Annotated in this window: 19 protein-coding genes (1 of these 19 cut by a window edge); all 19 read right to left on the minus strand. The window is 64.7% G+C overall.

Annotated features, from left to right (window positions below; all coding sequences use genetic code 11):
- Positions 1-5 precede the first annotated feature (5 nt).
- On the minus strand, positions 6-548 hold the full coding sequence (gene rplE, locus ABNQ38_RS20545) for a 50S ribosomal protein L5 (RefSeq protein WP_377809971.1): 543 nt from the start codon (positions 546-548) through the stop codon (positions 6-8).
- A 10-nt stretch (positions 549-558) separates the two neighbouring features.
- Positions 559-876 (minus strand): 50S ribosomal protein L24, encoded by a 318-nt coding sequence (rplX, locus tag ABNQ38_RS20550; RefSeq protein WP_014246896.1) that lies wholly within the window; start codon positions 874-876, stop codon positions 559-561.
- Complete coding sequence (gene rplN, locus ABNQ38_RS20555) at positions 876-1,244, minus strand: 50S ribosomal protein L14 (protein WP_012973215.1); 369 nt, start codon at positions 1,242-1,244, stop codon at positions 876-878. Before rplN ends, rplX begins: the two co-directional genes overlap by 1 nt.
- 19 nt (positions 1,245-1,263) lie before the next feature.
- Positions 1,264-1,518, minus strand: coding sequence for a 30S ribosomal protein S17 (gene rpsQ / locus ABNQ38_RS20560; RefSeq protein WP_042694099.1), 255 nt, complete (start codon positions 1,516-1,518; stop codon positions 1,264-1,266).
- Positions 1,519-1,530: 12 nt separating this feature from the next.
- Positions 1,531-1,737 (minus strand): 50S ribosomal protein L29, encoded by a 207-nt coding sequence (gene rpmC / locus ABNQ38_RS20565; protein ID WP_098740490.1) that lies wholly within the window; start codon positions 1,735-1,737, stop codon positions 1,531-1,533.
- The gene (rplP, locus tag ABNQ38_RS20570) at positions 1,734-2,165 is read right to left on the minus strand and encodes a 50S ribosomal protein L16 (protein WP_014246894.1); all 432 of its coding nucleotides are present in this window, start codon (positions 2,163-2,165) and stop codon (positions 1,734-1,736) included. Before rplP ends, rpmC begins: the two co-directional genes overlap by 4 nt.
- Before the next feature lie 12 nt (positions 2,166-2,177).
- A complete protein-coding gene (gene rpsC, locus ABNQ38_RS20575) occupies positions 2,178-2,927 on the minus strand; it encodes a 30S ribosomal protein S3 (RefSeq protein WP_098740491.1) in 750 nt (249 codons plus the stop codon).
- On the minus strand, positions 2,927-3,322 hold the full coding sequence (rplV, locus tag ABNQ38_RS20580) for a 50S ribosomal protein L22 (protein WP_014246892.1): 396 nt from the start codon (positions 3,320-3,322) through the stop codon (positions 2,927-2,929). Before rplV ends, rpsC begins: the two co-directional genes overlap by 1 nt.
- A gap of 3 nt (positions 3,323-3,325) precedes the next feature.
- The gene (gene rpsS, locus ABNQ38_RS20585; RefSeq protein WP_012973209.1) at positions 3,326-3,604 is read right to left on the minus strand and encodes a 30S ribosomal protein S19; all 279 of its coding nucleotides are present in this window, start codon (positions 3,602-3,604) and stop codon (positions 3,326-3,328) included.
- 12 nt (positions 3,605-3,616) lie between these two features.
- Positions 3,617-4,444, minus strand: a complete 828-nt coding sequence (rplB, locus tag ABNQ38_RS20590; protein WP_098740492.1) for a 50S ribosomal protein L2 — start codon at positions 4,442-4,444, stop codon at positions 3,617-3,619.
- A gap of 16 nt (positions 4,445-4,460) precedes the next feature.
- On the minus strand, positions 4,461-4,778 hold the full coding sequence (locus ABNQ38_RS20595) for a 50S ribosomal protein L23 (RefSeq protein ID WP_012973207.1): 318 nt from the start codon (positions 4,776-4,778) through the stop codon (positions 4,461-4,463).
- Positions 4,775-5,395 carry a 50S ribosomal protein L4 gene (gene rplD / locus ABNQ38_RS20600; protein ID WP_109051340.1) on the minus strand — a complete coding sequence of 207 codons (621 nt, stop codon included), beginning with the start codon at positions 5,393-5,395 and terminating at the stop codon, positions 4,775-4,777. The genes ABNQ38_RS20595 and rplD overlap by 4 nt, the downstream gene beginning before the upstream one ends.
- Before the next feature lie 5 nt (positions 5,396-5,400).
- Positions 5,401-6,111 carry a 50S ribosomal protein L3 gene (gene rplC, locus ABNQ38_RS20605; protein WP_098740494.1) on the minus strand — a complete coding sequence of 237 codons (711 nt, stop codon included), beginning with the start codon at positions 6,109-6,111 and terminating at the stop codon, positions 5,401-5,403.
- Between the two features lie 60 nt (positions 6,112-6,171).
- A complete protein-coding gene (gene rpsJ / locus ABNQ38_RS20610; protein ID WP_012973204.1) occupies positions 6,172-6,480 on the minus strand; it encodes a 30S ribosomal protein S10 in 309 nt (102 codons plus the stop codon).
- A gap of 542 nt (positions 6,481-7,022) precedes the next feature.
- A complete protein-coding gene (gene tuf, locus ABNQ38_RS20615; protein WP_109051341.1) occupies positions 7,023-8,213 on the minus strand; it encodes an elongation factor Tu in 1,191 nt (396 codons plus the stop codon).
- 38 nt (positions 8,214-8,251) lie between these two features.
- Complete coding sequence (gene fusA / locus ABNQ38_RS20620; RefSeq protein ID WP_377809972.1) at positions 8,252-10,324, minus strand: elongation factor G; 2,073 nt, start codon at positions 10,322-10,324, stop codon at positions 8,252-8,254.
- A gap of 27 nt (positions 10,325-10,351) precedes the next feature.
- Positions 10,352-10,822, minus strand: a complete 471-nt coding sequence (gene rpsG / locus ABNQ38_RS20625; protein ID WP_098740496.1) for a 30S ribosomal protein S7 — start codon at positions 10,820-10,822, stop codon at positions 10,352-10,354.
- Between the two features lie 12 nt (positions 10,823-10,834).
- A complete protein-coding gene (rpsL, locus tag ABNQ38_RS20630; protein ID WP_012973201.1) occupies positions 10,835-11,206 on the minus strand; it encodes a 30S ribosomal protein S12 in 372 nt (123 codons plus the stop codon).
- A gap of 325 nt (positions 11,207-11,531) precedes the next feature.
- A protein-coding gene (gene rpoC, locus ABNQ38_RS20635) for a DNA-directed RNA polymerase subunit beta' (protein WP_377809973.1) crosses the window boundary here: on the minus strand, positions 11,532-14,574 show its 3' portion. It continues 1,130 nt past the right edge of the window; only the last 3,043 of its 4,173 coding nucleotides appear in the window; its start codon lies beyond the right edge, outside the window; it ends in the stop codon at positions 11,532-11,534.

Genomic DNA, 14,574 nt, shown 5'->3' on the forward strand with positions numbered 1-14,574 from the left:
CAGCCTCAGCTCACGAACGGCATGTCGAAGGCCTTCAGGAGAGCCTTGGCTTCCTGGTCGGTCTTCGCCGAGGTGACGATGATGATGTCCATGCCGCGGATCTGATCGATCTTGTCGTAATCGATCTCCGGGAAAATGATCTGCTCCTTGACGCCCATGGCATAGTTGCCACGGCCATCGAAGCTGTTCCCCGGGATACCGCGGAAGTCACGGACGCGCGGCAACGCGATCGTCACCAGACGGTCCAGGAACTCGTACATGCGGTCGCGGCGCAGCGTGACCTTGCAGCCGATCGACATGCCTTCGCGCAGCTTGAACTGGGCGATCGACTTGCGCGACTTCGTCACCACCGGACGCTGGCCGGTGATGGCGGCCATCTCGGCCACGGCGAGCTGGATCTTCTTGGAGTCGGCGACAGCCTCGCCGACGCCCATGTTGACCACGATCTTCTCGATCCGCGGAACTTCCAGGTCGTTCTTGTAGCCGAATTCCGACTTCAGAGCGGCGCGGATCTTGGAATCGTAAACTTCTTTCAGACGTGCGGTCATGCCCGGGCCCTCACAGGTCAATGACTTCGCCGGACCGCTTGGCGACACGCACCTTGCGGCCATCCTCAAGGATCTTGAAGCCGACGCGGGTCGGCTTGCCATCCTTGGGGTCGACGTGAGCGAGGTTGGAGACGTTGATCGGCGCCTCCATCTCGATGATGCCACCCTGCGAACGGGCGCTGGCACGCTGGTGCTTCTTCACCACGTTCACGCCCTGCACAACGGCACGGTTCTCCTTCGGGAAAACCTTCAACACCTCGCCGGTCTTGCCTTTGTCGCGGCCGGTCAGGACAACGACCTTGTCCTTGGTCTTGATCTTGGCGGCCATTACAGCACCTCCGGCGCCAGCGAGATGATCTTCATGAACTTCTTGCCGCGAAGTTCACGAGTGACCGGCCCGAAAATACGGGTGCCGATCGGCTCACCCTGCTTGTTGATGAGCACGGCGGCGTTCCGGTCGAAACGGATCGCCGACCCGTCCTCCCGACGCAGTTCCTTCGCGGTGCGGACGATGACGGCGCGATGCACGTCACCCTTCTTGACGCGGCCCTTCGGAATGGCCTCCTTGACCGAGACGACGATGACGTCGCCCACGGTCGCGACCTTCCGCTTGGACCCGCCAAGCACCTTGATGCACTGCACCCGGCGCGCCCCGCTGTTATCGGCGACTTCCAGGTTGGTTTGCATCTGGATCATTGTTTATGACCTTTCGTTATCACGCGGCGCCGCTGTCGGCGGCGGACTCCGTCACGACCGTCCAACGCTTGGACTTCGAGATCGGGCGGCATTCGATGATCGAAACGGTATCGCCGACCTTGAACTGGTTGCCCTCGTCGTGGGCGGCGTACTTCTTCGACTGACGAATGAACTTCTTGTACACGGGGTGCATGACACGGCGCTCGACAAGAACCGTAACGGTCTTGTCGCACTTGTCGCTGACCACCGTGCCCTGCAGAACGCGGCGAGGCATGGATGATCCCCCTTACTTGCCGGCGTCGGCGGAGCGGGCACGCTCGCCGAGGATGGTCTTGATGCGGGCGATGTCGCGGCGCACCGTGTTCACCCGCGCGGTGTTCTCCAGCTGGCCGGAGGCCCTCTGGAAACGCAGGTTGAACTGTTCCTTCTTGAGCTGGATGAGCTGATCGTTCAGCTCGTCCGCGCTCTTCGTACGAATGTCTACGGCCTTCATGCCGCGGTCTCCTCGACACCGCCCAGGCGGGTCACCAGCTTCACCTTGATCGGCAGCTTCGCGGCCGCCAGAGCGAAGGCGGTTTTTGCCACATCTGCCGGCACGCCGTCCAGCTCAAACAGGATGCGGCCCGGCTTCACGCGAGCCGCCCAGTACTCCGGCGAACCCTTACCGGAGCCCATGCGGACTTCGGCAGGCTTGGTGGAGACGGGGAGGTCCGGGAAAATGCGGATCCAGACGCGGCCCTGACGCTTCATCGCACGGGTGATCGCGCGGCGGGCCGCCTCGATCTGACGCGCGGTGATGCGCTCCGGCTCCAGAGCCTTGAGGCCGAAGGAGCCGAAATTCAGGGCGGTGCCGCCCTTGGCGTTGCCGTGGATGCGGCCCTTGTGGGCCTTACGGAATTTCGTGCGCTTGGGAGAAAGCATCGCTCGGCCCCTTTACTCGCGTTCGGAGCGCTCGGAGCGCTCGCGACGGTCGCGGCGATCGTGCCGATCACGGCGCGGCTCGCCGTCGGTCGACACCGGCTCGGTACCCATGCGCTTGTCCTGCGCCATCGGGTCGTGAGCCATGACCTCGCCCTTGAACACCCACACCTTGACACCGCAGGTGCCGTAGGTGGTCTTGGCGGTGCCAACACCGTAATCGATGTCGGCGCGCAGGGTGTGCAGCGGAACGCGGCCTTCGCGGTACCACTCCATGCGGGCGATTTCCGCACCGCCGAGACGGCCCGAGCAGTTGATCCGGATGCCCTGGGCGCCCAGACGCATGGCGGACTGCACGGCGCGCTTCATGGCGCGACGAAATGCCACACGGCGCTCGAGTTGGCTGGCGATGTTCTCGGCGATGAGGCGAGCGTCGATTTCCGGCTTGCGGATTTCGACGATGTTCAGGCTCACCTCGCTGCCGGTCATCTTCGACAACTCAAGACGCAGCTTCTCGATGTCCGCGCCCTTCTTGCCGATCACCACGCCCGGACGAGCCGAGTGAATGGTGATGCGGGCCTTCTTGGCCGGACGTTCGATGACGACGCGCGAGCAACCGGCCTGCTGCAGGCGACCCTGCAGATAGCCACGCAGCTTCAGGTCCTGGTGCAGCAGATTGGCGTAGTCGCGCTTGGCGAACCAACGGCTGTCCCAGGTCCGGTTGATGCCGAGGCGCAGCCCGATCGGATTGATTTTCTGACCCATTACTCGGCCCCCTCGGCAACGGCGGCGTCACGCTCGCGGACGATGATCGTCAGGTTGCTGAACAGCTTCTCGACCCGGGCGCCACGACCGCGGGCACGGGCGTGGAAGCGCTTCATCACCAGAGCGCGACCGACCGTCGCCGACGACACGTACAGGCGGTCGACGTCGAGCTGGTGGTTGTTCTCGGCGTTCGCGATCGCGGCCTGCAGGACCTTCTTCACTTCGCCGGCGATGCGGCGCTTGGAGAAGGTCAGCTCGGCCACGGCACGGCTGGCATCCATGTTCCGGATGAGCTGGGCGACGAGGTTGAGCTTCCGCGGGCTGGTGCGGATCATCGGATTGCGGGCCAGAGCCTCGTTCTCCGCGATCCGGCTGGGATTGGCAGACTTGCCCATGGCTTACTTCCTCTTCGCCTTCTTGTCCGCCGCGTGGCCATAGAAGGTCCGCGTCGGAGCGAACTCGCCGAACTTGTGACCGATCATGTGCTCGGTAACCAGAACCGGCAGGAACTTGTGGCCGTTGTAGACGCCGAACGTCAGACCGACGAACTGCGGCAGGATGGTCGAACGACGCGACCAGATCTTGATGATCTCGTTGCGGCCCGAAGCCCGGCTCTTGTCCGCCTTCTTCAGCAGATAGCCGTCGACGAACGGGCCCTTCCAAACGGAGCGTGCCATCGTTCGACCTCCTTACTTCGAATGACGGCGGCGCAGGATCAGGCCATCCGTCTTCTTGTTGTGACGAGTCTTCTTGCCCTTGGTCGGCTTGCCCCACGGCGTGACCGGATGACGGCCGCCCGAGGTGCGACCCTCACCACCACCGTGCGGGTGGTCGATCGGGTTCATGGCGACGCCACGGACCGACGGACGCTTGCCCAGCCAGCGGTTGCGACCGGCCTTGCCAAGGTTGGTGTTCATCTGGTCCGGGTTGGACACGGCACCCAGGGTGGCCATGCACTCGCCACGAACCATGCGCAGCTCGCCGGACGGCAGCTTCAGCTGGGCGTAGCCGCCGTCGCGGCCGACCAGCTGCAGGTAGGTACCGGCGGAACGAGCCACCTGACCACCCTTGCCGGCCTTCAGCTCGACGTTGTGCACGATCGAACCGACCGGGATGTTCTTCAGCGGCATCGCGTTGCCGGGCTTCACGTCGGTGCGCTCGCCGGAGATCACGGTGTCGCCGACCTTCAGGCGCTGCGGCGCCAGGATGTAGGACAGGGTCCCATCTTGGTACTTGATCAGCGCAATGAAGGCCGTGCGGTTCGGATCGTATTCCAGCCGCTCGACGGTGGCCGGAACGTCGAACTTGCGACGCTTGAAGTCCACCAGACGGTAGGTACGCTTGTGACCGCCACCCATGCGGCGCGCAGTGATGCGGCCGGTGTTGTTGCGGCCACCAGACTTGGTCAGGCCCTCGGTGAGGGTCTTGACCGGCTTGCCCTTCCACAGCTCCGAGCGGTCGACAATGACCAGCTGGCGGAGCGAGGGAGTAATCGGGCGGTATTGCTTCAGAGCCATCGGATCACACTCCCGCTCAGATGCCCGTGGTCACGTCGATCTTGTTACCCTCGGCGAGGGTGACGACGGCCTTCTTGAAGTCCGAGCGACGGCCGATGGTGCCGCGGAACCGCTTGGTCTTGCCCTTGGAAACCAGGGTGTTGACCGCGGTCACCTTGACGTTGAAGAGACCTTCAACGGCGGCCTTGATCTCCGGCTTGGAGGCCGTGAGCGGCACGCGGAACGTGACCTGGTTATGCTCCGACACCAACGTCGACTTCTCGGTGATGACGGGAGCGAGGATCAGGTCGTACATCCGCTCCTGGCTCACCGCAGGTTTCGACTGCTTGCTCATTTCAGGCGAGCCTCCAGTTGCTCGACCGCGTTGCGGGTCAGGACCAGCGTGTCGCGGCGGAGAATGTCGTAGACGTTCGCACCCTGCTCCGGCAGCACGTCGATCAGCGGGATGTTGCGCGAAGCCTTGGCGAAGTTGTCGTCCAGGTTCGAGCCATCGATGATCAGCGCCGAAGTCAGGCCGAGGGTGGCGAGACGGGCCGCCAGTTCCTTGGTCTTGTGCGTCTCGGCGGCCGCGGCCTCCAGGACGATCAGCTTGCCCTCGGCGGCCTTGGCCGACAGGGCGGTCTTGAGCGCCAGCTTGCGGACCTTCTTGGTCAGGTCGTGGGCGTGCGAACGCACCACCGGCCCGAAGATGGTCGCACCGCCGCGGAACTGCGGCGAACGGATGGAGCCCTGACGAGCGCGGCCGGTGCCCTTCTGCCCATAGGGCTTCTTGGTCGTGCCGCTGATCTCGCTGATGCCCTTGGTCTTGTGGTTGCCGGAGCGGCGCTTGGCCAGCTGCCAGTTCACCATGCGGGCCAGCAGGTCGGTGCGGGCCGGCAGACCGAACACGGCGTCCGACAGCTCGATCTCGCCGACGGCTTCGTTGTTCAGATTCTTGATCGTGGCCTTCATGGCGCTCACTCCTGCGTCTCGGCCGGGGCTTCCGCCGCCGGAGCAGTCTTGATGCCGGCCGGGAAGGGCAGGCCTTCCGGAGCCTTCTTCTTGACGGCGTCACGGATGCGCAGCCAACCGCCCTCGGCGCCGGGGACGGCACCCTTGAGCAGGATCAGACCACGGGCTTCGTCGACGGACACGACCTGAAGGTTCAGGACCGTGACCCGCTCGTCGCCGAGATGACCGGCCATCTTCTTGTTCTTGAAGACCTTGCCGGGATCCTGACGGTTACCCGTCGAACCGTGCGAGCGGTGCGACACCGACACGCCGTGCGTGGCGCGCAGACCACCGAAGTTCCAGCGCTTCATCGCACCGGCAAAGCCCTTGCCGATGGAGGTGCCGGTGACGTCGACGAACTGGCCGGCGACGAAGTGCGACACCGACAGCTCGGCACCGACCTCGATCAGGGCATCGGCATCGACGCGGAACTCGACAAGCTTGCGCTTGGGCTCCACACGCGCCTTGGCGAAATGCCCGCGCTCAGGCTTGTTGACGTTCTTGACCTTGATGGCGCCCGCGCCGAGCTGGACGGCGGTGTAGCCATCCTTTTCCTCGGTGCGAACGGCGACGACCTGGCAGCTGTCGACTTTCAGCACAGTGACCGGAACATGCTGGCCGTCGTCCGTGAAGACGCGGGTCATGCCGACCTTCTGCGCGATCAAACCGGATCGCATTGTTCTTTATCTCCTGACCAGGGACATCCGATTACCGGAGAGGTCCCTTACCAACCAAAATCAGAGCTTGATCTCGACGTCGACGCCGGCGGCGAGGTCGAGCTTCATGAGCGCATCCACGGTCTGCGGCGTCGGATCGACGATGTCGAGCAGGCGCTTGTGGGTGCGGATCTCGAACTGCTCGCGCGACTTCTTGTCGATGTGCGGCGAACGGTTCACGGTGAACTTTTCGATGTGCGTCGGCAGGGGGATCGGGCCCCGCACGCGCGCGCCGGTCCGCTTGGCGGTGTTGACGATCTCGCTGGTCGACTGGTCGAGCACGCGATGATCGAACGCCTTCAGACGGATGCGGATGTTCTGGCTGTCCATGTCCAAACGTCCCTTGCACCTTCTAGCGATGACGCGGACGCGTCACCGGAACTCCACGAGCTAGCTTCGGGGCATCGCCGACAGCGCAAGGCCGCGCGCCGAACCACCGAAACGGGGGCCGACGGGCGACGCTGTGACCGATGTGACGGGCCGATACGAAAAAGAACATCCCCTGCGCGAGAAGCGCTGAGGGGATGTTCCGATCAGCAGACGGCGCGCCTCCCGTGGAGGCGCGCCGTGCCGTTCGTCTCGGGCTGCGTCTAGGCCGAAGCTGCCTACCACCAACCCAAAATCCAGAGGGCGTAATCTCTAGGCGTTCAGCGCCCGCGTGTCAATCCTGAATCTCCCCCCGGATCGGAGGAAGCTGGGTTGACAGGCGGACGGCTCCGAACACCGACGCCCGATGGCTAGAACCGGGCGGGCCGCCCTTCCTGCTCGCGCGGGGAAGACGGTCCGTCTCTTACATCCGACGGCGGGATCGCTCCCGACGCCCTACCCGTCCACCTCCGGCGACCGCTTGGCGGCGGCCGCCGGATGGGTCATCACTCGACGATCTTGGCAACGACGCCGGCGCCGACGGTGCGGCCACCCTCGCGGATGGCGAAACGCAGGCCTTCGTCCATGGCGATCGGGGCGATCAGCGTCACTTCCATGGCGACATTGTCGCCCGGCATCACCATCTCGACGCCTTCCGGCAGCGCAACCATGCCCGTCACATCCGTCGTCCGGAAGTAGAACTGCGGACGGTAGTTCGTGAAGAACGGGGTGTGGCGGCCGCCCTCTTCCTTCGTCAGGATGTAGGCTTCGGCCTTGAACTTGGTGTGCGGGGTGATCGAACCCGGCTTGGCCAGAACCTGGCCGCGCTCGACGTCCTCGCGCTTCGTGCCGCGCAGCAGAGCGCCGATGTTGTCGCCGGCTTGCCCGGAGTCGAGCAGCTTGCGGAACATTTCAACGCCGGTCACCGTCGTCTTGACCGTTGCCTTCAGACCGACGATCTCGACTTCCTCGCCGACCTTCACGATGCCACGCTCGACACGGCCGGTCACAACCGTGCCGCGGCCCGAGATCGAGAACACGTCTTCGATCGGCATCAGGAACGGACGGTCGACCGGACGCTCCGGTTGCGGGATGTACTCGTCGACCGTCTTCATCAGCGCCAGGACGGCGTCACGGCCGATCTCCGGCTGACGGTCTTCCAGAGCGCACAGCGCCGAACCCTTGGTGATCGGAATGTCGTCGCCCGGGAACTGGTAGGACGACAGAAGCTCGCGAACTTCCAGCTCGACCAGCTCAAGCAGCTCCGGATCGTCGACCATGTCGACCTTGTTCATGAACACCACCAGCGCCGGAACGCCGACCTGGCGCGCCAGCAGGATGTGCTCGCGGGTCTGCGGCATCGGGCCGTCGGCGGCCGACACGACCAGGATCGCGCCGTCCATCTGGGCGGCGCCCGTGATCATGTTCTTCACGTAGTCGGCGTGGCCCGGGCAGTCGACGTGCGCGTAGTGGCGGTTCGACGTCTCGTACTCGACGTGCGCCGTCGAGATCGTGATGCCGCGCGCCTTCTCTTCCGGCGCCTTGTCGATCTGGTCGTAAGCGGTGAAGGTCGCGCCGCCGGACTCCGCCAGCACCTTCGTGATCGCCGCCGTCAGCGACGTCTTGCCGTGGTCGACGTGGCCGATCGTGCCAACGTTGCAGTGCGGCTTGTTCCGCTCGAACTTTGCCTTCGCCATGGGGTGGTCTCTCCGTTTCTCAATCGTTCCAGCGGTCTTCAGGCCACCTTGGCGCGGACGCCGTCCGCGATGGCCTGTGGCACCGGCTCATAATGGTCGAACTGCATGCTGTACTGCGCGCGGCCCTGACTCATGGAGCGCAGGGAGTTCACATAGCCGAACATGGCCGCCAAGGGAACCAGTCCCGTGACGATTCGTGCGTTGCCGCGCTGGTCCATGCCGGTGATCTGTCCCCGGCGACCGTTCAGGTCACCGATGACGTCGCCCATATAGTCGTCCGGCGTGATGATTTCGACCCGCATCAGCGGTTCCAACAGCGCCGGAGCGGCTTTTGTCATAGCCTCGCGGAAGGCGGTCCGTGCCGCGAGTTCAAAGGCGAGCGGCGAGGAGTCGACATCGTGCGCCTCGCCGCCGGTCAAGGTCGCCTTGACGTCCACCACCGGGTAGCCGGCGACGACGCCGCTGTCCTTCGCGGCCTCCAGGCCCTTCTGCACGCCGGCGACGAACTCGCGCGGCAGGCCAGCCGCCCGGTTCTCGAAGACGAAGCCGGCACCGCGGTCAAGCGCCTCCAGCTTCAGCGTCACGCGCGCGAACTGGGCGCGGTCGCCGGTCTGCCGGGCGTGGATATGGTCGACCTCGGCCGAGCGCAGCACGGTCTCCCGATAGGCGACCTTGGGCGCGCCGACGGCCGCATCGACGCGGAACTCACGCCTCATGCGGTCGACAATGATGTCGAGATGCAGTTCGCCCATGCCGCGGATCACGGTCTGGCCGCTTTCGCGGTCGACGGTGACCTGCAACGAGGGATCCTCGTGGCCGAGGCGGTTCAATGCCGCCGCCATCTTGTCGTGATCGGCCTCAGTGCGCGGTTCGACCACGATCTCGATTACGGGCTCGGGAACGTCCAGACGCTCCAGCACGATGGGCTTGGTAGGATCGCACAGCGTATCGCCGGTCGCCGTGTGCTCCAGACCGGCGAAGGCCACAATGTCGCCGGTGTGGGCGCGCTCGATCTCTTCACGGCTGTTGGCGTGCATCAACAGCATGCGGCCGATCTTTTCGCGCTCACCCTTGACCGGGTTCAGCAGCGAATCGCCGACGCTGACGGTACCGGAATAGATGCGGCAGAAGGTGAGGGTCCCGACATAGGGGTCGTTCATCACCTTGAAGGCGAGACCCGAGAAGGGCGCGCTGTCGTTGGCAGCCCGCTCTTCCGCCCGGTCGCCACCCACCGCATGGCCCGTCACCGCACCGATGTCGTTGGGTGCCGGCAGATAGTCGACCACGGCGTCCAGCATCGGCTGGATGCCCTTGTTGCGGAAGGCGGACCCGCACAGCACAGGAACCATGACACCGGCAATCGTGCCCTTGCGGACCAACGCGCGCAGCGCGTCGGGCGTCGGCTCCTCGCCGCGCTCGAGATAGGCGGCCATCGCCGCCTCGTCGAGGTCGAGCACGGCGTCCAGCAGCGCCTGGTGGGCGTTTGCAGCCGGTCCGGCCAGATCCTCGGGAATTTCGGTGTGTTGGAATTCGGCGCCGAGCGTTTCGGCCTTCCAGATCGTGGCGCGCATCGCAACCAGATCGACGATGCCGGAGAAGCCAGCCTCGCTGCCGATAGGGAGTTGAACGATCAGCGGCTTGACGCCCAGGCGGTCGGCCATCATGGCGACACAGCCGTCGAAGTCCGCGCCGACGCGGTCCATCTTGTTGACGAAGGCCATGCGCGGCACGCCGTACTTGTCGGCCTGCCGCCACACGGTCTCGGTCTGGGGTTCGACCCCCGCAACCGCGTCGAAGATGGCAACGGCGCCATCCAGAACGCGCAACGACCGCTCGACCTCGATGGTGAAATCCACGTGGCCGGGCGTATCGATGATGTTAATGCGGTGGTCGCGCCAGAAACAGGTCGTTGCCGCCGAGGTGATGGTGATGCCCCGCTCCTGCTCCTGCTCCATCCAGTCCATGACGGCTGTGCCGTCATTGACCTCGCCCATGCGATAGGACTTGCCGGTATAGAACAGGATGCGCTCGGTCGTCGTCGTCTTGCCGGCATCGATGTGAGCCATGATGCCGATGTTGCGATAACGGTCGAGGGCGTGCGAGCGGGGCATGCAAAATCACCAGGACAGGCGTTAACCTTACCAGCGGTAGTGCGAGAACGCCTTGTTGGCTTCCGCCATACGGTGCGTATCTTCGCGCTTCTTCACGGCAGTGCCGCGCTGGCTGGCGGCGTCGAGCAGCTCACCCGACAGACGCTCGGTCATGGTGTTTTCCGAGCGGGCGCGGGCGGCGCTGATCAGCCAACGGATGGCCAGGGCCTGGGCGCGGTCCGAACGGACCTCGACCGGAACCTGATAAGTCGCACCACCGACGCGACGCGAACGCACTTCGAGGTGCGGCTTCACGTTGGCGAGGGCATCGTGGAAGACCTGAACGGGATCGTTCTTGGTCTTGACCTCGATACGGCCGAGCGCACCATAGACGATGCTTTCAGCCGACGACTTCTTGCCGTCAAACATCAGGCAGTTCATGAACTTCGTCAGGACGCGGTCGCCATACTTGGCGTCCGGCAGGACTTCACGCTTCTCGGCGCGATGACGACGGGACATCGTGAGTTCTCCTTACTTCGGACGCTTCGCGCCGTACTTCGAACGACGCTGCTTACGATCCTTGACGCCCTGGGTATCCAGCGTGCCGCGAATGATGTGGTAGCGAACGCCGGGAAGATCCTTCACACGACCGCCGCGGATCATGACCACCGAGTGTTCCTGGAGGTTGTGGCCCTCACCAGGGATGTAGCTCGTCACCTCGAAGCCGTTCGTCAGACGAACGCGGGCGACCTTACGGAGCGCCGAGTTCGGCTTCTTCGGGGTGGTGGTGTAAACGCGAGTGCAGACGCCACGCTTCTGCGGGCAGGCCTCCATCGCGGGAACCTTGTTGCGCGCGGCCAACGGCTCACGCGGCTTACGGATCAACTGGTTGATCGTCGGCATATCTGCCCTTCATCCCTTCAAGATCACTCGGCCGGACGAGCCGGACGAAGCAAAAGCCCGCCTGCGAAACGTTGCCGTTCCGAGCGGGCTGAATGAGCGAAAGCCGACCGGAGGACTCCGATCGGCGGGATCGGTGGATTCAAGCGGACGCACGGAGAGCCCCGGCGGCCTTTGAAGTTCGCGGACTTTAGGGAAAGGCCGGAAGAGAGTCAAGGACGGTATTAAAGCTTGCAGGCGCCCCGACTCGCAATCCGCAAGGCCCAAAGAAAAAGGGGCACGTCCCCTGCGGAACGCGCCCCCTTCCCTACTCGATCGCTCCGACCGATCAGGCCGCGGAGCTTTCCTCGCCCGGGGTCGGCAGGGCCGGAGTTTCCTCCGGCGCGCCGGCCTCCAGGGCCGCCTCACGGTCACGCTCGGCGGCGATCAGCTTCAGACGGTTCACCACCGAGCCCGTGCCGGCCGGGATCAGGCGGCCGACGATGACGTTCTCCTTGAGGCCTTCCAGATTGTCGACCTTGCCGCCGACGGCCGCTTCCGTGAGGACGCGGGTGGTTTCCTGGAACGACGCGGCCGAGATGAAGGAGCGCGTCTGCAGGCTGGCCTTGGTGATGCCCTGAAGAACCGGGTGGCCGTGCGCCGGCTGCAAGCCTTCGGCGACGGTCTTCTCGTTCTCCTCGTCGAACTCCTGGCGATCGACCTGCTCGCCCACCAGGAAGGTGGTCTCGCCGGCGTCGGTGATCTCGACCTTCTGCAGCATCTGGCGAACGATCACCTCGATGTGCTTGTCGTTGATCTTCACGCCCTGCAGTCGATAGACGTCCTGGATTTCGTTGATCAGGTAGTCGGCCAAGGCCTCCACACCCATCACCGCCAAGATGTCGTGCGGCACCGGGTTGCCGTCCATCAGCAGATCGCCGCGTTCGACATAGTCACCCTCCTGCACGGAGATGTGCTTGCCCTTCGGGATCAGATACTCCTTCTCGTCACCGCTCTCGTCGTTGCGGACGACGATGCGGCGCTTGGTCTTGTAATCCTTACCGAATTCAACGCGGCCGCTCATCTCCGAGATGATGGCGAAGTCCTTCGGACGACGCGCCTCGAACAGCTCGGCCACGCGCGGCAGACCGCCGGTGATGTCGCGGGTCTTGGACGACTCGCGGGGGATACGCGCCAGCACGTCGCCGGCCCGGACCTCGGCACCGTTCTCCACCGACAGGATGGCGTCCACCGACATGAAGTAGCGGGCTTCCAGTCCGTTCGGCAGGGTGATCAGCTCGCCGCGGTCGTCCACCAGCGCGATGCGCGGCTTCAGATCGGCACCGCGCGGCTGCTGACGCCAGTCGACCACCACCTTGGAGCTGATGCCGGTGGCCTCGTCCATCACCTCGCGCATGGAGATACCTTCCACGAGGTCGATGTAGCGGGCGGTACCGGCGCGCTCGGTGATGATCGGCAGGGTGTAGGGGTCCCACTCGGCCAGCTTGGCGCCCCGCTCGACCTTCACGCCCTCGTCGGCCAGCAGCTTGGCACCGTACGGCACGCGGTGACGCGCCCGCTCGCGGCCCTGCTCATCGAGCAGGATCACTTCGGTGCTGCGGCCCATGACGACCGGAATGCCCGAGGAGTTCATGACGACGTTGCGGTTGTTGATCCGCACCGTCGCTTCGAACGCCGCCTCGATCTGGCTCTGCTCGGCACCGCGCTGCGCCGCACCACCGATGTGGAAGGTACGCATCGTCAGCTGGGTGCCCGGCTCGCCGATCGACTGCGCCGCGATGACGCCGACCGCTTCACCGGTGTTGACCAGCGTGCCGCGGGCCAGGTCACGGCCGTAGCACTTGGCGCAGACGCCGTCGCGGGTCTCGCAGGTCAGGACCGAGCGGATCTTGACCGAGTCGATGCCCGACCGCTCGATGCGGTCGACCGTCGGCTCGTCGATCAGGCCGGCGTCCTCGACGATCAGCTCGCCGTTCAGCGGGTCGATCACCGCCCCGACCACGGTGCGGCCGAGGATGCGGTCGCCCAGCGGGCTGATGACCTCGCCGCCGTCGATCACCGCCTTGACGGTGATGCCGCGCTCGGTGCCGCAATCATGCTCGACGATGATCGCGTCCTGCGCGACGTCGACCAGACGGCGGGTGAGGTAACCGGAGTTCGCCGTCTTCAAGGCGGTATCGGCCAGACCCTTGCGGGCACCGTGGGTGGAGTTGAAGTACTCCAGCACGGTCAGGCCTTCCTTGAAGTTCGAGATGATCGGCGTCTCGATGATCTCGCCCGACGGCTTGGCCATCAGGCCGCGCATGCCGGCCAGCTGACGGATCTGCGCGGCGGAACCACGCGCACCGGAGTGGGCCATCATGTACACCGAGTTGACCGGCTTGCCGGCTTCGGTGGTCGAGATCGCCTTCATCATCTCGGAGGCGACCTTCTCGGTGCATTCCGACCAGACGTCGACGACCTTGTTGTACTTCTCGCCCTGGGTGATCAGGCCGTCGAGATACTGCTGCTCGAACTCCTTCACCCGCTCCTTCGACTCGTTGACCAGCTTTTCCTTGGCGACGGGGATGACCATGTCGTCCTTGCCGAAGGAGATGCCGGCGCGGCAGGCGTGGCCGAAGCCGAGCTTCATCAGGCGATCGGCGAAGATCACCGTCTCCTTCTGACCGCAGTGGCGATAGACGGCATCGATGACGTTGCCGACGTCCTTCTTGGTCAGGACGCGGTTGATCAGCGAGAACGGCACCTTCGGGTGGCGCGGCAGCAGCTCCGACAGGAGCATGCGGCCCGGCGTCGTCTCGACGATGCTGATCAGCTCGTTGCCCTCGTCGTCCACACCGACATAGCGCGCCTTGATCTTCGCATGGATCGACAGAACCTTGGCGTTCAGCGCCTGCTCGATTTCCGAGACGTTAGCGAACACCATGTTCTCGCCCTTCTCGCTCGGGCGATCCATCGAGATGTAATAGATGCCGAGCACGATGTCCTGAGACGGCACGATGATCGGCTTGCCGTTGGCGGGCGACAGGATGTTGTTGGTCGACATCATCAGGACGCGCGCTTCCAACTGGGCCTCAAGGCTCAGCGGGACGTGCACGGCCATCTGGTCGCCGTCGAAGTCGGCGTTGAAGGCGGTGCAGACCAGCGGGTGCAGCTGGATCGCCTTGCCTTCGATCAGCGTCGGCTCGAACGCCTGGATGCCGAGACGGTGCAGCGTCGGCGCACGGTTCAGCATCACCGGATGCTCGCGGATGACCTCTTCCAGGATGTCCCACACCTCGGGACGCTCCTTCTCGACCATCCGCTTCGCGGCCTTGATGGTGGAGGCGAGGCCGTACAGCTCCAGCTTGGCGTAGATGAAGGGCTTGAAT

Origin of the sequence: Azospirillum sp. A29 (genome assembly GCF_042604625.1) — a bacterium.
GTDB classification, from domain to species: domain Bacteria; phylum Pseudomonadota; class Alphaproteobacteria; order Azospirillales; family Azospirillaceae; genus Azospirillum; species Azospirillum palustre.